We start from the raw sequence: 20,218 nt of genomic DNA on the forward strand, positions 1-20,218 counted from the left end.
GGCCGGCGCAGCGAGACCGGCGCTAAACGCGCCTCGCTGCGCTTACAGACAAGGCAACCCCGCGGAGATGTTCATGCTCAAGACCACGGTTCCTCCAGCGACTAGTGCGATGCGGCCGCGACCGCGCGCACGCTTTCGCTTCATGCCGCGCTCGCCTGCGTTCTGGTTTCTATTCCCTGCTGTCGCGGCACTGGCGATCATTGGCATCTATCCGCTGCTGCTCGCGGTCTACAACTCGTTTCATCAGTACAAGCTGGCTGATCTCGCTGCGGGCACGCCGTTCGTCGGACTCGATAACTACATCGCCACGCTCACCGATCCCTCGTTCTGGGGCGCCCTCGGCCGCACCGTGGTGTTCCTGTGCCTGACCTTGCCGATCGAGATCGCGTTCGGTTTATTCGCCGCGCTGATGCTGCATCGCATGGCGTTGCCGTGGCTTCGTGTCGCGGCCCGGGTAGGCCTGGTCATTCCCATGGCGACGACCTATGCCGTGGTCGGCCTGATCGGCCGGCTGATCTTCAACCGCCAGTTCGGGGTGGTCAACTATCTGCTGAGCTTATTCGGTATTCCGCCGCTCGACTGGCTGGCGGACCCCACGCTTGCGTTCGTCTCCGTGATGATCATGGACATCTGGCAATGGACGCCGTTCTGCGCGCTGATCCTGCTGGCCGGCCTCGCGATGGTGCCGAAGGAAGCCGAGGAAGCCGCGCGCCTGGAGACGCCGAAGTGGAGCAAGATCCTGTGGCATCTGCAGCGGCCGTATCTGTTGCCGGGGCTCACTGCCATCCTGATCCTGCGTTCAGCCGACATGCTCAAGATGTTCGACGCGGTGTTCACCATGACCCGCGGCGGCCCTGGTACGGCGACTGAATTCATCAGCATCTACATCCAGCGCGTCGCGTTCCGTCTCTTCGATCAGGGCATGGCGTCCGCTCAGGCGGTCCTGCTGCTGATTCTTACGATCGTGTTGTCGCGTCTCTACATTCGTTTTGTTTATCGGGAGGCCGTGTGAGCACATCAACCGGTACCAGCGCTGCTGCCATGTCGTTATCGCCACGTGCCCGTCGTGCAAGGAACGCGCGGCGGCGTGCCACGGTCTGGCATTTCATCGGCCTGCTGATCGTGTTTCTCACGTCGGTGTTTCCGTTCTACTGGATGGTCACGACCAGCCTCAAGAGCCAGGCCGACGCGCTCGCTGTGCCACCCGTGTGGTTCTTCACGCCGACGCTCGCTCACTACACCGACGCGCTGTTCGAGCACGACGTGGCGCAAAGCTTGTTGAACTCGCTGATCGTGGCAAGCAGCGCGACCTTCCTGTCGATCCTGCTCGGCACGCCCGCCGCTTACGCGCTTGCGCGCTTCGAGTTTCGCGGCAAGGAAGACCTCTGGTTCTGGTTCATCTCGAACCGGATGGTGAGCCCGGTCGTGCTCGCGGTGCCGTTTTTCCTGATCGCCACCAAGCTGGATATTGTCGATACGCATATCGTGCTGATCCTGCTGTATCTCACGTTCTCGCTGCCCATTGTCGTATGGATCTGCACTGATCAGTTCCGCAACATCCCGGTCGAACTCGATGAAGCCGCGCGTCTGGACGGCGCATCGCCGTGGCGCATTTTCTGGCGTATCAATCTGCCGCTGGCGATGCCGGGCATTGTCGTCTCCGCCATCTTCGCGTTCATCTTTTCGTGGAACGACCTGCTGTATGCACTGGTCCTTACGCGCACGGACGCCATCACCTCGCCCGTTGCAGCGACCAGCTACATGAGCGGGTACGAACTGCCGTGGGGCGAAATCATGGCTACAGGTACGCTGATCGTGCTTCCGATGGTCGTGTTCGCGTTGGCGGTATCGGGCCGGCTGGTGCAGGGACTCACCATGGGCGCGGTGAAATGACGGGTGAATTAAGATCCGTGCGTCCCAACCGACACTGATGAAGATCATGAATAAACCCGCGCCGCCCGCCGTTGCTCCGCTTGCTGAACCCTCAATGGATTCGTCCGTCGATCCCGAGGAGGAGTTGCAGGCGCGTGTGGCCTGGCATTACTACGTCGGCAACCTCACGCAGCAGGAGATCGCGGAACGTATTGGCAGCAACCGGGTGCGGGTGAACCGGCTGCTCGCAGCAAGCCGTGAATCTGGGATGGTGCAGATCACCATCAACAACCGGCTTGCGCCGTGCGTAGCGCTGGAAGAAGCGCTGACGAAACGCTTCGGCCTGGAAGGCGCGGTGGTCGTACCGACGGGCGCCGACACCGACGCCAACATGGCCGCGCTCGGCATTGGCGCGGCGAATTATCTGTCACGGCAGATCGAGGCAGGGCAGACCATCGGGCTGGGTTGGGGACGCACCATTCGCGCCGTGTTGCGGGCGCTGCCGCAGCGCGCGTATGGACCGGTATCGGCGGTGTCGTTGCAGGGCGGGCTGTCGCATTGCCCGAGCATTAATACCTTTGACATCGTGTCCGACTTCGCCAATCTGTGTCAGGCCGACGGTTTCCTGTTCGCCGCGCCGATCTACGTGAGCAGTCAGAAAGTGCGCGACATGCTGCTGCAGGAAGACGCGGTTCGCGAGACCTACGAACGCGCGCGCCAGTCCGATCTTGCGTTGTTGACGTGCGGAGATCTGACCGAGTCACTGGTGGTGACCTATGGCATCAACGACCCGGAGCAAGTGCGGGCGCTCGAGAAAGCGGGAGCAGTGGGCGACATGCTCGGGCACTTCATGGACGCCGATGGCGAGGCGATCGATCACCCGCTGAACCGCCGCACCGTGGCGATCACGCTCGACGACCTGCGCAAGATTCGCCGCGTGGTGCTAGTGAGCGGCGGTGCGAAGAAATTTGTCGTGACGCGGGCGGCGTTGCGCGGGCGTTACCCGTCGGTGCTGGTCACTGACGAAGATACCGCGCAACGTCTTTGCAACGAACCGTGAGACAACGATGAACGTAGACCGCAATCGCGAGTTCGCCGACAAGACGGTCCTCGTCACCGGTGCGGGCAAGGGCATAGGCTACGCGAGCGCGATCCTGATGGCCGAGCGTGGCGCACGTGTCATTGCGCTGAGCCGGTCTCAAGCGGATCTGGATGCATTGAGCCACACGATCCCTTGCACGACGATCGCCGTCGATCTCGCCGATGCCGCCGCCACGCTCGCAGCGGCACAGCAAGCACTCCAGGCGCAGCCGGTCGATCTGCTGGTGAACTGCGCGGGCATCGTGGAGCTGGAGCCGTTTCTCGATACTTCCATCGACTCCTTCGATCTCACTATGGCCGTCAATGTGCGTGCCGCGATGATCGTCGCGCAGGAATGTGCGCGGTGCATGATTGCGCGCAGCGAGGGTGGTGCGATCGTCAATGTGTCCAGTATGGCCGCGCAGGTCGGTACACCCTTGCACGCGGCGTATTGCGCGTCCAAGGCTGCGCTCGACGCGATGACCCGCGTCATGGCGGTTGAACTCGGCGTGCATGGCATTCGCGTCAACACGGTCAATCCCGTCGTCACGATGACGCCGATGGCGCAGAAAGTCTGGAGCGAACCCGCGAAATCCGGGCCAATGCTCGCCCGCATTCCCTTGCAACGATTCGTGCAGCCCGACGAAGTGGCGCGCGCGATCGCCTACCTGCTCAGCCGCGACTCGAGCATGGTCAACGGTGTAAGCCTTGCTGTAGACGGCGGTTTCCAGGCCGGCTGAATTCACTACTCTTACTCATAGCAGAGGGCTTCAATCATGGAAGCACTGGTTCTCGAAGAGGCGCGCCGCATCAGCTTGCGCCCGTTCACGTTGCCGCAAGTGGTCGGTGCGCGCGATGTACGCATTCGCATCAATACGGTCGGTATTTGCGGCAGTGACATTCACTACTACCAGCATGGCCGGATCGGACCGTTTGTCGTCAACGAGCCGATGATCCTGGGACACGAAGCGGCGGGAACAGTGATCCAGATCGGCGATGAAGTGAAGCATCTGAAAGTCGGCGATCGCGTCTGCATGGAGCCCGGCGTGCCCGACATGGAGTCACGCGCGTCGCGCGAGGGCATGTACAACCTTGACCCCAGCGTGCGCTTCTGGGCCACGCCGCCCGTGCATGGTTGCCTGACGCCGTTCGTGGTGCACCCGGCGGCGTTCACGTTCAAGCTGCCCGACAACGTGAGTTTTGCGGAAGGCGCGATTGTCGAGCCGCTGGCTATCGGCATGCAGGCGGCGACGAAGGCAGCGATAAAACCGGGGGACGTAGCCGTTATTCTCGGTGCTGGCACGATCGGCATGATGTGCGCGCTGGCAGCGCTCGCGGGCGGTTGCAGCCGCGCGATCGTGTGCGATCTCGTGCCGGAAAAGCTCGCGTTGATCGGCGGCGTGCAGGGCGTGACCGCGGTCAACATTCGCGATCGGCGCGTGCAGGACGTGGTGTCCGAACTCACCGACGGATGGGGCGCGAACATCGTGTTCGAAGCCAGTGGCAATGAAAAAGCGTTCGACGGCATTGTCGACTTGCTGTGTCCCGGCGGTTGCCTCGTCCTCGTGGGGATGCCGCAGAAAGCGGTGCCTATCGACATAGTCGCGGTGCAGATCAAGGAAGTGCGGATCGAGTCGGTGTTCCGCTACGCCAACATGTTCTCGCGTGCGATCCAGTTGATCGCATCGGGCCGGCTCGACGTCAAGCCGTTCATCTCGCGCTCGTTTGCATTCGCTGACGGCATCAAGGCATTCGAGGAAGCCGCCAGCGGCAACCCTACCGACATCAAGGTCCAGATCGTTTTGGAATAGTCAGGCCCATCGCTGCGGCAAGGGACCTTCGCGTCCTCCACGACGCTAAATCCTCCAAATACATTACTAATAACTGTCACATAGCTTTCATCAATGAAACTTACACTTCGCCTGCACCGCGTACCCCAGGTTCACGCGCTCAGGCGTTTGAGTGACAGGGTGCGCTGGCCCCCACCCAACAGAAATCGGACCAGACGACATGCAAGAGCAGCCCAACGTATCGCGCCGTAAAGCCCTCAAACTGCTGGTGGGCGCGCCCATGCTGCCCGTGGGCGCGTTCTCCGTCTCGACGCTTCTGGCAGGCTGCGGCGGCGACAGCGCGACGGCCGCACCGGGAACATCGGCATCGTTCCAGTCCGCCAACTTTGCTTCGATGGCCGCGCCGTCGCTCGCTGACCCTGCCGCCATGGCGACCACCACGGTCGGCTCGACGCTCACCGTCACCTACAGCGACGGCACCACACAAGCCTACAAGCTCGCTTACCAGCCGTTCTTCGTCACGGGCGACATGGTTCCGAACGGCAGCGGCGGCACAACGCTCGCCGGCGGTTATTACGACATCAACAACCAGCCGATCATCGACAAATCCGTGGCCGGCAAAGAGCGCCAGTTTTTCTCCGATTGCCCGGACGGCACGTCGCTGCTTTCCCTCGATAAACCCACGGTCGCCGGTATCAAGGGCCGTGCGGTGTTCGCAGTCGTGCAGTTCGAATACACGACGCGTGACCAGAGCCTTGTGTCGGCGTATGGGCAGTTGCCTTCGCCTATCGCGGTGCTTACGCTCGATCAGGACCAGGCCACCGGCAAGCTCACGCTCGTGAAGTATCACAACGTGGATACGTCGAAGGCGAACGGGTTGTGGATCACATGCGGCGCGAGCTTGTCGCCGTGGAATACGCACCTGTCGAGCGAAGAGTATGAGCCGGACGCAACGACCATTTCGACCAACAGCCAGTTCAAGGCGTTCAGCACCAGTCTCTATGGCGACGCGAGCCGCGCGAATCCCTACAACTACGGTCACCTCCCCGAGGTGACCGTGAACCCCGAGGGCACCGGCACGATCAAGAAGCATTACTGCCTCGGCCGCATCTCGCACGAACTCGTTCAGGTGATGCCTGACAAGCGCACGGTGATGATGGGCGACGACGCGACCAACGGCGGCCTCTTCATGTTCATCGCGGATCGTGCGGAGGACTTGTCGTCGGGGACGCTATATGTGGCGAAGTGGGCGCAGACATCGTCGGCGGGTGCGGGCTCGGCCAACCTCACGTGGATAAAAATCGGCAGCGCGACGAGCGCCGAGATCGAAGCCATGGCGGCGAAGCTCAAGGCGTCGGACATCATGGACGTGCTCACCAAGGACCCGCTCGACACCAGCTTCACGAAGATCAATTTCAACGGCACGTTCAACTGGATCCGCATCAAGCCGGGCATGGAGAAGGCTGCGGCCTTCCTGGAGACGCATCGTTATGCGGCGTTTATCGGCGGGAGCATGGGGTTTACGAAGCTCGAAGGCACGACGATCAACGCACAGGACAAGATCGTCTACACCGCCATGTCACGCGTCGAAAAGTCAATGGTGAAGGGCAACGCGGCGTCGACGGATGTTGCTGTCGACAAAGCCATCAGCGCGGGTGCGGTGTACGCGTTGAACCTGAAAGCAGGGCAGAGGGATACGAGCGGTGCCGCGATCAACAGCGACTGGGTGCCGGTCGACATGGCCGCACCCGCAGCGCTGGTGGGCGAAGACCTGGCAACGCCCGATACGCTCGGCAATACTGCCAACCCGGCCAAGGTCTCCAATCCGGACAACGTGAAGTTCTCGGAGAAGTTGCGCACGCTCTTTATCGGCGAGGATACGAGCATGCACGTGAACAACTTCCTGTGGGCCTACAACGTGGACACGAAGACCCTGTCACGGGTGCTGTCGTGTCCGGTGGGCGCGGAATCTACCGGCCTTCATGCGGTGGACGAGATCAACGGCTGGACTTACATCATGAGCAACTTCCAGCACGCCGGCGACTGGGAAAGTCCGGTCCACGACAAGGTGAAGGCCGTGCTGGACCCGCTCGTGCGGGCCAATTACAAGGACCGCTTCGGGGCCACGGTCGGTTACCTGACCGCGGACGTCTCCAGCATCAAGCTTGTAAAAAGCTGATCACGTCCCCTTGTTATAACCATCGGTCAGGGTGTGCAGGAACGCGATGATGTCCTTCATCTCCTGATCTGTCATCGCGGGCTTGTCGCCGAACTTGCGATCGAACGGCGCATCGGTCACGTCGACGTTCGCGTGGAACTGCGCCGGGAGATCGTCGTACTTGTTGAGCTTGCCGTCGGCACCCTTCGGATAGAACTTTTCCGGCGCGGTATTGCGGTCGTTGTAGAACGCCATGACGTCGTCAAGCGAATGGTAGACGCCGTTGTGGAAAAACACCTGGCGCGTGGCGGAGTTGCGCAGCGTCGGCGTGAGGAACATGCCGCAGTACTGCGTCTGGTCCTTTATGTCGCTGCGGAACGGGCCGCACACGCCCATGTCGTAGAACTTCGGATCGCGGTTGGTTGCAAGCGTGTTGTTACGCGGTACGCCGAGCGCTTCGTACTGGTAGTCGGTGAACATCGGCGGCACGCCGTCGGAAGTCGGTTTGGACAAGTGGCAGCCGGCGCAGTTGGCCTTGTCGGGATCGTTGAAAAGGCGCAAGCCGTGCAGCTCCGCTTGCGACAAACGCGCCTTGCCTTCGAGCCAGTTGTCGTACTTGCTCGAGTAAGGATGGAACGATTGTTCTTCGACCTGGTAGCGGGCAATCGCGAACATGGCCTCGGACATGGTAAGGCTCGTGCTCTCGAAAACGTGCGGGCCAAACAGCTTCGTAAAGTCGGTCTTATAAGCCGCACGCTGCAATTTGGCCACGACGTCCGTCTCGCTCGTGTTGGCCATTTCCACCGGATTGAGCATCGGGCCGGACGCTTGCGCCTGCAGCGTATCGGCGCGGCCGTCCCAGAAGAATCCGCCTTGCGGCACCATGGCCGGCGCAGCGGGCGCGACACCCGCGTTCTTTTGCGCCTTGGCCGTGCCGGCGGATTGCGCGGCTAATGCGGCGAAATCGGGCGGCGCTTCGGCTTCGCCAGCATCAGGTCCGATGCTGAAGTTAGGCTGAAGATACAAGTACATCAGCGAAGGCGGCGGACGGTAGCCTTGCAGCGTCATGTGCGGTCCGCCCAACTGCACGGAGAGTTTGTTCGGCGGCCCGTAGGCATGGTCAGGACTGTGGCAGGACGCACACGACTGAAGCCCGGATGCGGACAGCGACTTGTCGAAGAACATCTTCTGGCCGAGTTGCGCGACCGCGCTCAATGGCGCGACCGGCGGACGGTTGAGTACCACAGGATTCGGATTGGCACCCGTCAGGTCTTCCACGATTGCACCCACGCGGGCCGGCACCTGCGACGGAAAGGCCACGGCCCATAGGCAAAACGCCACGGCGGCAATGAGCAGCGCGGCGAGGCATCCGAGTAGGATGGTTTTCGGGCGAGGGAGGCGCGGCTTCTGGCCGGCGGTGGGCGGTGCCGAGGGGGTGACGGTGTGCGACATGGAGACCGGGAACGAAGCAATATTGAAAAAACGTCGCCGGCCAATTGCTTGGCGGCGACGCGACAAGAACACTTCCGTTCGCGTCAGTGATCCGACGCGAACGTTCAGGCAACAATTAGATGGTAGGAACCGATGCGACCGGCGTACCCAGATTCGGATCGATGAACAACGTCGGGTTGTTACCCGCGCCGCTGAAGTTGAACATGTTCATGATGCTGCCTGCCGTGGCATCGAACGAACCACCGCCGAGGCGATGGCTGGCGAGCCAGTTATCTTCAATGAAGCGCGCAATCGATGCCTGGCTGATGGCGGTGTGATCGACGTAGTTGACCTTCGCCCACGGCGAGATCACGACGAACGGAAGGCGCGTACCCGGACCGCAGCGTCCATTCACCGGCGCACCGTTCACGCCCACCGGCGCGGTACCCGTGCCGCACTTGCCGGCACCGTTCACCTGGTCGGCGATGGCGTCGAACGAAGCGGAGGTCGGCGCTGCATACGCATGGTCGTACCAGCCGTCCGAGTCATCCCATGCCACGATCACAGCGGTGCTGCTCCAGTCCGGCTGTTGCTGCAGGAAGTTGACGATCTTCGACGTGAAGGCTTGTTCGTCGAGCGGATCCGAATAACCTGCGTGTCCATCCTGGAACGCCGGCGCCTTGATGAAGCTGACGGACGGATAGTTGCCCGCCTTGACGCTCGCGAAGAAGTCGTCGGTGTCGTACTGATGGTTCGCCGGTTCCGCCGTCTTGCCGTCCGTCTCGAGCGACGAGCCGATGGCTGCGATGGAGCTCGGGCGCGCATGCGTCGGATTGGCCGTCGATGCGAAGTACTGGAACCAGTTGTGGTGCGGGATGTAGTCGGCTGTCGACTGGCCGACCACTGGCGACAACGTGCTGCGCTTGCAACCCGTGGTGCCGTTGCTGTTGGTGGTCGAGAGGTTGAAGCCGCCCATGAAGCCGCCCCACGTGATGCCGCTTATGTTCAGCAGGTCGCCGATGTTCTTGCCAGCCATCAACGCAGTGTCCGTCGTGCTCGAGCAGGTATCGTTGGCCGGATCGACGTCGTTGATCATCGTGAAGCCGCCCTGGCCGTCGTTGACGTAGTACGACCCCGTGTTCGTCGCGCTGACCGGGCCCTTGCTGGCCTTGACCACCAGCATGCCGTTGGTCTGGCCCGACACGGCTTCAAGTGCGCCCGGCGTCGACGGACCGTATGTATCCGTGTACGCGTTGTCGCTCATTGCGAACTTCTGTGCATAGTTCCACAGGGCGCCGACCGTGTTGCCGTCGAAGTAACCCATGACCTGGCCTGCGGTACCGAATGCACCTGCGCCGCCTGACGTGCCCTTACCCGTGTACTTCGGGAAGAGGTCGGCTGCGCCGTTATCGTAGGCTTGTTGTTCGGCCGTGTACGCGTGGTTCTGGTCGGCGGTCGCGGCTTGCGTCCGGTCCAGGCGGAACGGATTGGCGGCTCCAGTACCGTTGGCCGTGTTCGTGAAGTTGGGGTTGGCGGTCAGCAACGTGCCGCTAAGACCGTTCACCGACGGCGTGCCCGCTGCGGGCGTGAAAGCCGGCTCGCCTGCCGGGTTCGCTGCGTTCGGGTAGGTGGCGAAGTAGTGATCGAACGAGACGTTCTCGTTATAGATCACGACTACGTGCTTGATGGGAGTGGCCGTCGCGGCCCGGTTCTGGATAGATTGCGACGAACTGCTGCTGCTGGTGTTGCCACCGCCGCAGGCGTATAGGCCGATAGCCATTGCTGCAGTGGGTACGCCAACCATTAAGGCTCGACGAAACATGTGTGAAGCTCCCGATGTCGTTGTGGCAGTGCTTGTGTGGCCGCGTGGCCTTTTGGGGGACGGGTGCGGACTATTGAAGACCTTCTTTTGATCCGTCCGCATTGGAACACTTACGTATGAACCCTAAAAGGCGGTCTGCTTTCGCTGGGGTTACGTGGAAATAACGAGCAGAAAGAGTTGGTAAGGAAGGGTGTCGATTAACCCTGCGACAGGGGTTCGCCTTAGTTGATTGCCCGATCGCTTAATGGCGAAGCGTTTTTCAAGCGTCCTAAAAGAGTCGCGCCGATCACACAACACTGCACTCAGGTAATGAGTCGCGTGCTTTCACGCGCACGTCATACAGCCCTTCGATAATCGAGGCTGTAAACGTTTTCAGCTCGGTTCTAAGCTCAGTTTCAGTTCACTCTTGCCACTGCCCATGCACTCCACCATCAAGGACGTTGCCGCGCATTCAGGTGTGTCGATCGCCACCGTGTCGCGTGCGCTCAATGCACCGCAATTGCTGAACGCAGAGACGCTCGCCAAGGTGCGTGAGTCGATCGAGGCGCTCGACTTCATGCCAAGCGCGCGGGGCCGGCAGCTTCGCGGCGTAGCGACGCGGCTTGTCGGCGTGATCGTGCCGACACTGGCCAATCCCGTTTTCGCCGAGTCGCTGCAAGGTATCGATGAAGCCGCCTCCGCCAGCGATTACCGCCTGATGCTGATGACGACCGCGTATGACAGCGCGCGTGAGCGCCGCGCCATCGAGACCTTGCGCGAGCAACGCGTGGACGGTCTGATCGCGACGGTGGCCGACGCCGAATCCAACCCCTTGCTGGACGAACTCGATCGCATCGGCTTGCCTTATGTGCTCGCGCATAACGACACGGCGTATCGCGCGGCGGTATCCGTGGATAACCGGCGGGCAGCGCGCGACGGCGTGTGTGCGTTGTTGCAGCGCGGGCACCGGCGCATCCTGATGCTGGCGGGTTCGTTCGCGGAATCGGACCGGGCACGCCTGCGATATCGCGGCTACGAAGACGCCATGCTCGACGCCGGCCTCATGCCCCAGGCGCCGCTCGAACTCGATTTCAACGCGGAAGATTTGCCGCCGTCGCTACTCGCCCATCTCTCCGATCCCACCCACCGGCCTACTGCGCTCTTCTGCAGCAACGACCGCCTGGCGATGATCGTGATGCGCGGTCTGCGGCATGTGGGCTTGTCCGTGCCTCATGACATCTCGGTGCTCGGCTTCGACGGTATTCCGCTTGGCGAATGGCTGTCGACGGCACTTTCCAGCGTCGCCACGCCGAACCGCGAGATCGGGCGATGTGCGTGGCGTCATCTGGCAACCCGGCTTGGGTTGCCCGGCGACACAAGCGCCGGCCCGATCCCGTTCAAGTTGCCTCATAGCGTACGAACCGGCGCGACCATCGCGCCCCTTATCGATCCTGCGGCCAGAACGGCCTCTCTCGTATCGGAGAATCCTGCATGAAAATCCGTCATGTCCTCGCCACGCTGCTCGCAGCGACGGCCACCTTTTGCGCGGCCGGCGCGGCGTATGCCGATGGCACGGCGATCTGCTATAACTGCCCGCCGGAATGGGCGGACTGGGCGAGCCAGATCGAAGCGATCCAGAAGCAGACTGGCATCCGCGTGCCGTTCGACAACAAGAACTCGGGGCAGGCTATCGCGCAGATGATGGCCGAGCAAAAGAGCCCGATTGCCGACGTGGTGTATCTCGGCGTTTCATCGGCGTTCCAGGCGAAGGACAAGGATCTGGTGCAACCCTACAAACCCGCGCACTGGAACGACATCCCTGCGGGCATGAAGGATCCCAACGGCTACTGGTTCGCGATTCATTCCGGCACGCTGGGCTTCTTCGTGAACAAGGACGCACTTGACGGCAAGCCCGTCCCGCGCTCGTGGGCGGACTTGCTGAAGCCGGAATACAAGGGCATGGTCGGTTACCTCGATCCGTCGTCGGCGTTCGTAGGTTATGCGGGCGCAGTGGCCGTGAATCAGGCGCTGGGCGGCTCGCTCGATAACTTCAAACCCGGCCTCGACTGGTTCGCGAAGATGAAGGCCAACGCGCCGATCGTGCCGAAGCAGACCGCGTATGCGCGCGTGATGTCGGGCGAGATTCCTATCCTGCTCGACTATGACTTCGACGCATATCGCGCGAAATACAAGGATCACGCGAACGTGGAGTTCGTGATTCCGAAGGAAGGCACGATCGTCGTGCCGTATGTGATGAGCCTCGTGAAGGGCGCACCGCATCAGGCGAACGGCGAGAAGGTGCTGGATTTCGTGTTGTCGGACGAAGGTCAGCGTCTGTGGGCGAACGCATTCTTGCGGCCGGTGCGCGGCGGCACCTTGCCGCCTGACGTAGCGGCCAAGTTCTTGCCCGCGTCGGAATATGCGCGCGCCAAGGATGTCGACTTCGCAAAGATGGCCGCCAAGCAGAGCGCGTTCGGCGAAGAGTATTTGCGCGTCATGCACTGATCTTCCAACTTTCCAACGATGCAAGATTCCACCTTCTCCACGCGCGCGCGGATCGTTTTACTGGCGCCGGCACTTGCTGTGTTTTGCGCGTTCTGGCTGTTGCCGCTGGTCGCGTTGCTGCAGGCCAGTGCGGTGCCGGACGCGTTCACTGCGTATCGCGAGGTCCTGACCAATGCGCGCTATCTGCATAGCTTGCTCGCGACCGTTGCGTTGTCGCTGGCGGTGACAGCGGCGACGCTGGTGTTGTCGACGATCGCGGGTTTGTTTCTCGCCCGCCGCGAGTTGCCGGGCAAGCGCGTGCTCATTGCGCTGCTGACATTTCCGCTTGCGTTTCCCGGCGTAGTGGTGGGGTTCATGGTGATCATGCTGGCAGGGCGCCAAGGCTTGATCGGCGCCATTTCTACGCGGCTCACGGGCGACCGCTGGGTGTTCGCTTATTCGCTCAGCGGCTTGTTCCTTGGCTATCTGTATTTCTCGATTCCACGCGTGATCGTTACCGTCATGGCGGCTGCAACGAAGCTTGATGCGTCGCTGGAAGAAGCGGCGCGCTCGCTGGGGGCATCGCCGTGGCGCATCTTCGTCGATGTCGTCATGCCAGCCTTGATGCCCGCGCTGATCGCAGCAGGCGCAGTGTGTTTCGCCACCGCGATGGGCGCTTTCGGCACCGCGTTCACGCTGGCCACCGACCTCGACGTATTGCCGATGACCATCTACACCGAGTTCACGCTGAACGCGAATCTTGCGACTGCGGCAGCGTTGTCGATCGTGCTCGGCCTGGTCACCTGGGCAGTGCTGGCAGTCGCTCGAAGCCTCACCGGCGCGACTGTCGCCGCCACCGCATGAGGACGCCGATGCCCGAGTTCCTGAAGTCGCGTCGTCTGCTGGTTGCGGGGCAATTGCTCCTGACGCTTGCGCTGGTTGCGTTCATGGTGGTGCCCGTGGTGATGTCGGTGATGGCTGGATTGACCGTCAACTATTTCCGCGGCGTGTCGAGCGGGCTGACGCTCAAATGGCTCGGGCAGGTGTGGGCGATGTATCAGGGTTCGGTCTGGTTATCGATCGAGATCGCGCTTGCAACGCTTGTCATCACGCTCGCGATCGGCGTGCCGGCAGCGTATGCGCTGGCACGCAGCACTACGCGCTGGGCGCGTTTTGTCGAAGAGTTGCTGGTGATGCCTATTGCATTGCCGGGGCTCGCTACGGCACTGGCTTTGTTGTCCGTGTACGGCGGCTGGAGCGCGTTTCGCTCGAGCATGTGGTTCATCGTCGCCGGGCATGTGGTCTTCACCTTGCCGTTCATGGTGCGTTCGGTCGCGGCCGTTTGCGCGGGCACCGACCTGCGGACCATGGAAGAGGGCGCGGCGAGTCTCGGCGCGTCATTCACGCAGCGTTTCCTGACGATCGTGTTGCCTAACGCGCGGCCGGGTATTGTTGCCGGTGCGCTCGCGGTGTTGACTTTGTCGATAGGCGAATTCAACCTGACATGGATGCTGCATACGCCCGATACCAAGACACTGCCGGTCGGACTTGCCGATGCGTATGCGTCGATGCGCCTTGAAGTCGGCAGCGCCTACACCATACTTTTCCTGCTGATGACGCTGCCCTTGCTGATCGCGATGCAGTGGCTAGGCGTTGATCCAGCCGGTGCGCAGAGTTCTCGCGCCGCAGCAAAACGCAAGCGGACGTTGCTGCGATCCGGGACGCCGGGACAGTCCCTTACACCGCCCCAACCTGTAGAGACTGCACGATGAGACTCGAAGCTGTTCCCGTCACCCTCAGCCGTTGCGCGAAAACATTTCGCGGGCAGCGTGTGCTCGAACCCGTCGATCTCAGCATCGAACCTGGTGAAACACTGGTGCTGCTCGGACCGTCCGGCTGCGGCAAGACGACCACGCTGCGGCTGATCGCGGGGCTGGAAAAACCCGATGCTGGCGGCCGTGTGAGTTTCGGCGCCGACGATGTCACGGCATTGCCCATCGAGCGCCGTCAGGTCGGCATGGTGTTCCAGAACTACGCGCTGTTTCCCAATCTTACGGTGCGTGGCAATGTGGGTTATGGCTTGCGGATCCAGAAAGTCGACGCGTCGGCGGCGCGTCGCCGGGTAGATGAATTGCTGGAGATGACCGAGCTGACCGCGCATGCGGACAAGCCGATCACCGAGTTGTCCGGCGGTCAGCGGCAACGTGTCGCGCTGGCTCGCGCGCTGGCGCCGAGGCCGCGTGTATTGTTGCTCGATGAACCCCTGACCGCACTCGATGCCCGCCTGCGCGAAACCTTGCGTGCCGAGATGAACGCGTTGCTGCGCGAACTTCGCGTGACCAGCATCTACGTCACGCACGACCAGGCTGAAGCGATGGCGCTTGCCGACCGGATCGTAGTGATGAGCGCTGGGCGGATAGAACAATGTGGCACGCCGCGCGAGATTTACTATCAGCCGGCGACCCGGGCGGTTGCGCAATTCATCGGGACATTGAACCGGGTGGCGGGCGAGTGCCGCGATGACGCGTTCGTGACGCTTGGCGGTACGATTAGCGTAGCGGGACTGGTCGCGCAATTGTGTGTTCGGGACGGTGCGCGGACGGAAGTTTTCTTCCGCCCGGAAGATGCTGAACTCGTCGATCCGCAGTCCGCGCAATTGCGTGGCGCGGTGGAGTCGGCGCTGTTTTTGGGTGAACGTACCCGCTTGAGGATCAGGGATGCCGCGCCGGATGCGTTGATTGTCGACGTGCCGGGCCGTGTCGAACTGGCGCAGGGAACGGCCGTGGGGATCTCGGTGCGCGACGAGGGCTGGGTCGCACTGCGCTGATCCCGGTAGTGTTCCGTCGCGTTCGCTTCAGGCCAAACAAGGAGATGCCATGCTGCTCGCTCAAATCACCGATTTACATATCAAGCTTCCCGGTGTGCTTGCCTATAGAAAAGTCGACACCGCTGCTTGCCTGCGGGCTTGTGTCGAACGTCTCAACGCGCTGAGTCCGCGTCCCGATGCCGTGCTGGTGACCGGCGATCTGACGGATTTTGGAACCGCTGACGAGTACCGGCATCTCGCGGCATGTTTGAAGCCGCTGGAGATGCCGGTGTATTTGATGGTGGGGAATCATGACGACCGCGCGGCCTTGCGCGAGGTTTTCGATGCTCACTATTTGCACGAAGGTGGGACGGGTAGCGACTTCGTGCAGTACGCGTTCGATCTGCACGATACGCGGATCATTGCATTGGATTCGCAGAAGCCGAAAGAGAGCGCGGGTACGTTATGCGATGTGCGTCTTAGGTGGCTTGAGCAGCAACTGGACGCCGCGGAGGGCAGGCCGGTGATTGTCGCTTTGCATCACCCGCCGTTTGCGACCGGTATCGGGCATATGGACGACATGGCGCTTGAGGCGGAGGCAGCGTCGAAGCTGGAGGCGCTGATTTCCCGGTATCCGAATGTGGAGCGGGTTTTGTGCGGGCACGTGCATCGGCCGGTGCATAAGAGGTTCGCGGGGACGATTGCTTCTATCGCGCCATCGACTGCGCATCAGGTGGTGCTGGATTTGCATGTTGATGCACCGTCGGCGTTTGTGCTTGAGCCGGGGGCGTTCGCTCTGCACTATTGGACGGCGGGTGTGGGCCTTGTGTCGCATCACGAATATGTCGAGCAGTTCGACGGGCCGTATCCGTTTTTCGATGACGATGGGGAGTTGGTCGACTAAGGACCTTGCACGCCCAAGGGCCGGTAACGCGCCGGTCCATTACCCTGCCGGCGCTAGCGCCCCCACTCGCACGATCAGACCACTCCCTTCCCCGCGATTACGCACATCGAGCGTAGCCCCATGTCGCCCCGCGATACTCGATGCAATCGCGAGCCCCAGCCCACTGCCCGACCCCTGCGCACCCGCGCCGCGATAAAACCGGTCGAACACGCGTTCCAGTTCATCGGGCGCAATCCCCGTGCCCGTATCCACCACTTCAATGCCCACGCCCTGCGCATCGCGCGTAAGGATTACGTCGACCTTGCCGCCCTCCGGTGTATGGCGGATAGCGTTATCGATAAGATTATTCAGCAGGATCCCGAGCGCCTGTTCATCGCCAAGAACCACATAGTCATCGGACGCACTGCCGATCCGTTCCTCAAGCCCCAGGTCAATGCGCTTGGCTTCCGCCAGCAACGACAGATCGCCCACCGATCTCTCCGCCAACCGCCGCAGACTCATCGGCGCAATCGACGCCGCCCGGTTTGCGTCCTCCCGCGCCATGGTCAGCAGTTGATGCGCAAGATGAATGATCCGGTTAAGCCGCCCCTCCAGGCGCTCCAGCGTCTGGCTCTCGCCCTGCAACGTGCCGTCGCGCCGGGCAGCCTGAAGCTGCAACTTCAACGCGGTAAGCGGCGTGCGCAGCTCGTGCGCGGCATCGGCAACGAAGATTCGCTGCGCCTGTGAAGCGTCACTCAAACGCCGCAGCAAGTCGTTCAGCGCATCCACCAGCGGCCGGATCTCCACCGGTATCTGCGCGCCGGCCTGCAATGGCTCAAGCGTGTCGATCGACCGACGCGATAACGCGCGCGACAATCCGCCAATCGGTGCAAGCCCACGAGCCACGACAAACAACACCAGCGCAATCGTCACGGGCACGAGCAGGGCCAGCGGCCATAACGTGCGCCACGCCAGCCGCAGCGCAAGGTCCTCGCGTACGGAAAACGGTTGCGCGACCTGAATGAAACGGTCGGGCTGCTGCAGCCCGAACACGCGCCATCGATATTCGTCGCGTTCAATCGACCGAAAGCCTTCGGAAAAGCGCGGCAGCGCAGGCTCTTTAAGCGAGTGATAGACGAGCTGGCCTTGCTCGTCCCAGATGTCGATGGCAATACGATCGTCGGCGAGGCCGTTGAAGTTGTGGCGGCTCCGCTCGTCAGCAGCGGCGGTAGCAATATTCGCCGGCAACGACAGCGCGACGGTGCGCAACTCGTAATCGAACAACTCGCTCGCTTCCCTGCGCGCCGTGTGGAAGATTCCATAACCCGCCGCCAGCGACGTCGCGGCCAGCCCGAAGATCAGCCAGCCGAGCAGCCAGCGGCGTATGGATGTCATTCGAGGCCCTTGAGCCGGTAGCCAACGCCCCGGATCGTCAATATCTGCTCTGCGCCAATCTTACGTCTAAGGCTATGGACGTGCACTTCAATGGTATTGCTGCCGACTTCCTCACCCCATCCGTACAGCTTTTCCTCGAGCTCCGCCCGCCTGAACACACGCGCAGGCTCCTCTATCAGCACTTGCAGCAATGCGAACTCGCGCGGCACCAGCGGCAATGGCACACCGTCCTTGCGTGCTTCGTGCGAGGCGGGATCAAGCGTCAGTTCGCCATGCGTATAGATAGGCTGCTTCTGCCCGGTGCGCCGCCTGAGCGCGGCGCGCACGCGTGCGGCGAGCTCGTCGAGATCGAAGGGCTTCATGAGGTAGTCGTCGGCGCCCGCATCCAGCCCGCGAACGCGGTCGTCCACGGCGTCGCGCGCGGTCAGGATGATCACGGAAGCCGCACCACCCGCTTTGCGGTAAGTATTCAATACCTGGATGCCGTCGCGCTTTGGCAGGCCAAGGTCGAGCAATACGAGGTCGTACACGCCGTTGGCGAGCGACAGTTCCGCGGCACGCCCGTCCGCGGCCCAGTCGATCGCGTAACCCAGGCGGCGCATGGACTCGAGCACGGTCTCGGCAATCATCTCGTCGTCTTCCACCAATAACAGCCGCATCGCGAGCGCTCCCCCATTGTTACTAACAATTATCGAGCGTGCATTGTCCGCAGAAGGAGCTTAAGCGTTCCTTAAGCTCCCGCTTCCTAGAATCAATCGCTCCTTCGATGGACATTATTCGTCCCCTTCTTCGCCCAGGAGCCAGGCTTGCCTGCATCGACTGCCACCCCAAGTTTGCACTTCTGCAAGCTAGTTTGCGCCAGCACGTGCTTCGCGTTGCTCGCCGGCTGCACCATGTATCACCGCGAGCCGCTTGCCCCGCAGGACACCTCCACGTCCCTCTCCACCCTGTCGCGCGTGCAGATCGACCCGGCGACCATGCCCTTGCCCGAGCTTGCCGCGCATCGTTTCGACCCCTCCGACGGCCTCGACATGGAAGAGGTCGCCATGCTGGCCGTCGCGAACAATCCCGATCTGAAGCTGGCCCGCGACGACCTCGGTATTGCACGGGCGCAAGCGTTTTCAGCGGGGCTCCTGCCCGATCCGCAACTGGGGGTTTCCAGCGATTACGCGGGCATGGAAGGGGCCACGCGCGCGTTCAATTATGGCTTGACCATGGACGTGCTGGCCATTTTCACGCGCGGCGCGAACAAGCAGTCGGCCGATGCAACCGTTGCGAAGACGGATCTCGGCCTGCTCTGGCAGGAGTGGCAGGTCGTTGCACAGGCGAAACAGCTGTTTATCAAGGCGCGCTTTCAGGAGGACACGCTGCCCTTGCTGCAGCAGCAACGCGACCTCTTGCGCACGCGCTATGAACGCATGGCCGAGGCCCGCCGCGAGGGCAACCTGACCGAAGACACGCTCACCGCCGCCCTGACTTCCTATAACGATGCACGCAAGCTTTATACCGATGCCGAACGCGCGGCCGAGCAGACGCATCACGACCTGAACCAGTTGCTGGGCCTGTCGCCCGACGTGCATCTGCAACTTGTCGGGGAGCCCGAAGACACGCCGCTCGATGCAGCCACGGTGAATGACGCGGTCGCCGCGCTGCCGCGCCGGCGTCCCGACCTGCTGGCCCTGCAAGCGGGTTACGAGGCGCAGGAACAGAAGTATCGCGCGGCGATCATGAGCCAGTTTCCGTCGCTGACCGTGGGATTCGATCGTCAACGCGACAACTCGAACATCTACAGCACGGGCTTTGTGATCAACATGAGTCTGCCCATCTTCAATCGCAACCGCGGCAATGTCGCGATCGAGCAAAGCACGCGCCAGCGCCTGCGCGACGAGTACCAGAACCGCCTGAACCAGGCGTTCGCCGATGTCGCGCATCTGCGTGCCGACGACGCCATCCTCTCGCGCCAGCTCGAGCAGACCGAATCGGCACTGCCCGGCACGGAGCGTGCGGCACGCGACGCGAGCGCAGCTTTTGCCGAGCACAACCTGACGCTCGGCGCGTACACGGACGCCATGTCGGCGGCGCTTACCAAACGCGTGGATATCGCCACGCTCCGGGAGTCGCGGGCCGAACAGCGCGTCGGCTTGCAAGCGTTGCTGGGCAGTGCGATTCCCGACGCATTTTCTTCCGACCTGAACGTGACCGAAACCCATGCCGACATCCATGCAAAATAAACGGCCTTCGATGCAGGCCCGCATCGCCATGTGTTTTTGCCTCAGCGCCTTGTTCGAAGCGGGCAACGCTCTCGCCGACGACGCCGTGGTCGCTGTCAGCACCGCCCCGGTCCAGCGGGCGCTGATCGCACAGCCGGTGCGTGCATACGGGATCGTCGCGGCATCGGCGGCTAATCTCACGTCGATCAACCTGCCCTACGTCGTGCGGGTCACGCAGCTGCGCGTGCAGACGGGCCAGCCGGTCAAGCGCGGCGACCCGCTGTTCGTCGTGCAGGCCGACCCCGCTG

Annotated in this window: 17 protein-coding genes and 1 pseudogene; 14 read left to right on the forward strand and 4 right to left on the reverse strand. The window is 62.2% G+C overall.

Translation table 11 applies throughout. The features are described from left to right. The first annotated feature begins 73 nt into the window (after positions 1 to 73). The 6 genes from EOS_RS22630 (at position 74) to EOS_RS22655 (ending at position 6,921) form a co-directional block, all read left to right on the forward strand. A complete protein-coding gene (locus EOS_RS22630; protein WP_047848964.1) occupies positions 74 to 1,012 on the forward strand; it encodes a carbohydrate ABC transporter permease in 939 nt (312 codons plus the stop codon). A 29-nt stretch (positions 1,013 to 1,041) separates the two neighbouring features. Then, complete coding sequence (locus EOS_RS22635; protein ID WP_047848944.1) at positions 1,042 to 1,893, forward strand: carbohydrate ABC transporter permease; 852 nt, start codon at positions 1,042 to 1,044, stop codon at positions 1,891 to 1,893. A 46-nt stretch (positions 1,894 to 1,939) separates the two neighbouring features. After that, positions 1,940 to 2,932 (forward strand): sugar-binding transcriptional regulator, encoded by a 993-nt coding sequence (locus EOS_RS22640; RefSeq protein WP_047848965.1) that lies wholly within the window; start codon positions 1,940 to 1,942, stop codon positions 2,930 to 2,932. Positions 2,933 to 2,939: 7 nt separating this feature from the next. Then, a complete protein-coding gene (locus EOS_RS22645) occupies positions 2,940 to 3,692 on the forward strand; it encodes an SDR family oxidoreductase (RefSeq protein ID WP_047848945.1) in 753 nt (250 codons plus the stop codon). 36 nt (positions 3,693 to 3,728) lie between these two features. Further along, entirely contained in the window at positions 3,729 to 4,763 is a 1,035-nt protein-coding gene (locus tag EOS_RS22650; protein ID WP_047848946.1) for an NAD(P)-dependent alcohol dehydrogenase, read from the forward strand. Positions 4,764 to 4,962: 199 nt separating this feature from the next. Further along, positions 4,963 to 6,921 (forward strand): PhoX family protein, encoded by a 1,959-nt coding sequence (locus EOS_RS22655; RefSeq protein WP_047848947.1) that lies wholly within the window; start codon positions 4,963 to 4,965, stop codon positions 6,919 to 6,921. Here the strand turns inward: EOS_RS22655 and EOS_RS22660 are convergent, their stop codons facing one another. Next, positions 6,922 to 8,352, reverse strand: a complete 1,431-nt coding sequence (locus EOS_RS22660) for a cytochrome-c peroxidase (protein WP_047848966.1) — start codon at positions 8,350 to 8,352, stop codon at positions 6,922 to 6,924. A 115-nt stretch (positions 8,353 to 8,467) separates the two neighbouring features. Further along, positions 8,468 to 10,153 (reverse strand): phospholipase C, encoded by a 1,686-nt coding sequence (locus EOS_RS22665; protein WP_047848948.1) that lies wholly within the window; start codon positions 10,151 to 10,153, stop codon positions 8,468 to 8,470. A 418-nt stretch (positions 10,154 to 10,571) separates the two neighbouring features. On the opposite strand from EOS_RS22665, the gene EOS_RS22670 reads away from it, so the two are divergent. From EOS_RS22670 to EOS_RS22695, 6 genes are read left to right on the forward strand one after another with little or no spacing between them, the layout of a single operon-like run. After that, positions 10,572 to 11,627, forward strand: a complete 1,056-nt coding sequence (locus tag EOS_RS22670; RefSeq protein ID WP_047848949.1) for a substrate-binding domain-containing protein — start codon at positions 10,572 to 10,574, stop codon at positions 11,625 to 11,627. Then, positions 11,624 to 12,637 carry an ABC transporter substrate-binding protein gene (locus EOS_RS22675; RefSeq protein WP_047848950.1) on the forward strand — a complete coding sequence of 338 codons (1,014 nt, stop codon included), beginning with the start codon at positions 11,624 to 11,626 and terminating at the stop codon, positions 12,635 to 12,637. Before EOS_RS22670 ends, EOS_RS22675 begins: the two co-directional genes overlap by 4 nt. A gap of 18 nt (positions 12,638 to 12,655) precedes the next feature. Continuing rightward, positions 12,656 to 13,480, forward strand: coding sequence for an ABC transporter permease (locus tag EOS_RS22680; protein ID WP_047848951.1), 825 nt, complete (start codon positions 12,656 to 12,658; stop codon positions 13,478 to 13,480). Beyond that, positions 13,477 to 14,388, forward strand: coding sequence for an ABC transporter permease (locus EOS_RS22685; protein ID WP_047848952.1), 912 nt, complete (start codon positions 13,477 to 13,479; stop codon positions 14,386 to 14,388). The genes EOS_RS22680 and EOS_RS22685 overlap by 4 nt, the downstream gene beginning before the upstream one ends. Beyond that, complete coding sequence (locus tag EOS_RS22690) at positions 14,385 to 15,443, forward strand: ABC transporter ATP-binding protein (protein ID WP_047848953.1); 1,059 nt, start codon at positions 14,385 to 14,387, stop codon at positions 15,441 to 15,443. The genes EOS_RS22685 and EOS_RS22690 overlap by 4 nt, the downstream gene beginning before the upstream one ends. 49 nt (positions 15,444 to 15,492) lie before the next feature. After that, on the forward strand, positions 15,493 to 16,326 hold the full coding sequence (locus tag EOS_RS22695; RefSeq protein ID WP_047848954.1) for a phosphodiesterase: 834 nt from the start codon (positions 15,493 to 15,495) through the stop codon (positions 16,324 to 16,326). A gap of 39 nt (positions 16,327 to 16,365) precedes the next feature. Here the strand turns inward: EOS_RS22695 and EOS_RS22700 are convergent, their stop codons facing one another. Both EOS_RS22700 and EOS_RS22705 read right to left on the reverse strand, forming a co-directional pair. After that, complete coding sequence (locus EOS_RS22700) at positions 16,366 to 17,700, reverse strand: ATP-binding protein (protein WP_047848955.1); 1,335 nt, start codon at positions 17,698 to 17,700, stop codon at positions 16,366 to 16,368. Continuing rightward, positions 17,697 to 18,359 (reverse strand): response regulator, encoded by a 663-nt coding sequence (locus tag EOS_RS22705; RefSeq protein ID WP_047848956.1) that lies wholly within the window; start codon positions 18,357 to 18,359, stop codon positions 17,697 to 17,699. The genes EOS_RS22700 and EOS_RS22705 overlap by 4 nt, the downstream gene beginning before the upstream one ends. Before the next feature lie 147 nt (positions 18,360 to 18,506). Here EOS_RS22705 and EOS_RS22710 point away from each other — a divergent pair, with 147 nt between their 5' ends. Continuing rightward, the gene (locus EOS_RS22710) at positions 18,507 to 19,931 is read left to right on the forward strand and encodes a TolC family protein (protein WP_235442923.1); all 1,425 of its coding nucleotides are present in this window, start codon (positions 18,507 to 18,509) and stop codon (positions 19,929 to 19,931) included. Further along, a pseudogene (locus EOS_RS22715) lies at positions 19,921 to 20,218 on the forward strand (efflux RND transporter periplasmic adaptor subunit); the annotation flags it as partial. The gene EOS_RS22710 and the pseudogene EOS_RS22715, both read left to right, overlap by 11 nt.

Origin of the sequence: Caballeronia mineralivorans PML1(12), assembly GCF_001028175.1 — a bacterium.
Lineage (GTDB): Bacteria > Pseudomonadota > Gammaproteobacteria > Burkholderiales > Burkholderiaceae > Caballeronia > Caballeronia mineralivorans.

Bases quoted from the DNA above. Each gene is read 5' to 3' on its own strand.
- EOS_RS22645 (WP_047848945.1), top strand. From the start codon at position 2,940: ATGAACGTAGACCGCAATCGCGAGTTCGCCGACAAGACGGTCCTCGTC.
- EOS_RS22680 (WP_047848951.1), top strand. From the start codon at position 12,656: ATGCAAGATTCCACCTTCTCCACGCGCGCGCGGATCGTTTTACTGGCG.
- EOS_RS22690 (WP_047848953.1), top strand. From the start codon at position 14,385: ATGAGACTCGAAGCTGTTCCCGTCACCCTCAGCCGTTGCGCGAAAACA.
- EOS_RS22670 (WP_047848949.1), top strand. From the start codon at position 10,572: ATGCACTCCACCATCAAGGACGTTGCCGCGCATTCAGGTGTGTCGATC.
- EOS_RS22630 (WP_047848964.1), top strand. From the start codon at position 74: ATGCTCAAGACCACGGTTCCTCCAGCGACTAGTGCGATGCGGCCGCGA.
- EOS_RS22675 (WP_047848950.1), top strand. From the start codon at position 11,624: ATGAAAATCCGTCATGTCCTCGCCACGCTGCTCGCAGCGACGGCCACC.
- EOS_RS22695 (WP_047848954.1), top strand. From the start codon at position 15,493: ATGCTGCTCGCTCAAATCACCGATTTACATATCAAGCTTCCCGGTGTG.
- EOS_RS22650 (WP_047848946.1), top strand. From the start codon at position 3,729: ATGGAAGCACTGGTTCTCGAAGAGGCGCGCCGCATCAGCTTGCGCCCG.
- EOS_RS22640 (WP_047848965.1), top strand. From the start codon at position 1,940: ATGAATAAACCCGCGCCGCCCGCCGTTGCTCCGCTTGCTGAACCCTCA.
- EOS_RS22700 (WP_047848955.1), bottom strand. From the start codon at position 17,700: ATGACATCCATACGCCGCTGGCTGCTCGGCTGGCTGATCTTCGGGCTG.
- EOS_RS22665 (WP_047848948.1), bottom strand. From the start codon at position 10,153: ATGTTTCGTCGAGCCTTAATGGTTGGCGTACCCACTGCAGCAATGGCT.
- EOS_RS22685 (WP_047848952.1), top strand. From the start codon at position 13,477: ATGAGGACGCCGATGCCCGAGTTCCTGAAGTCGCGTCGTCTGCTGGTT.
- EOS_RS22705 (WP_047848956.1), bottom strand. From the start codon at position 18,359: ATGCGGCTGTTATTGGTGGAAGACGACGAGATGATTGCCGAGACCGTG.
- EOS_RS22655 (WP_047848947.1), top strand. From the start codon at position 4,963: ATGCAAGAGCAGCCCAACGTATCGCGCCGTAAAGCCCTCAAACTGCTG.
- EOS_RS22635 (WP_047848944.1), top strand. From the start codon at position 1,042: ATGTCGTTATCGCCACGTGCCCGTCGTGCAAGGAACGCGCGGCGGCGT.
- EOS_RS22660 (WP_047848966.1), bottom strand. From the start codon at position 8,352: ATGTCGCACACCGTCACCCCCTCGGCACCGCCCACCGCCGGCCAGAAG.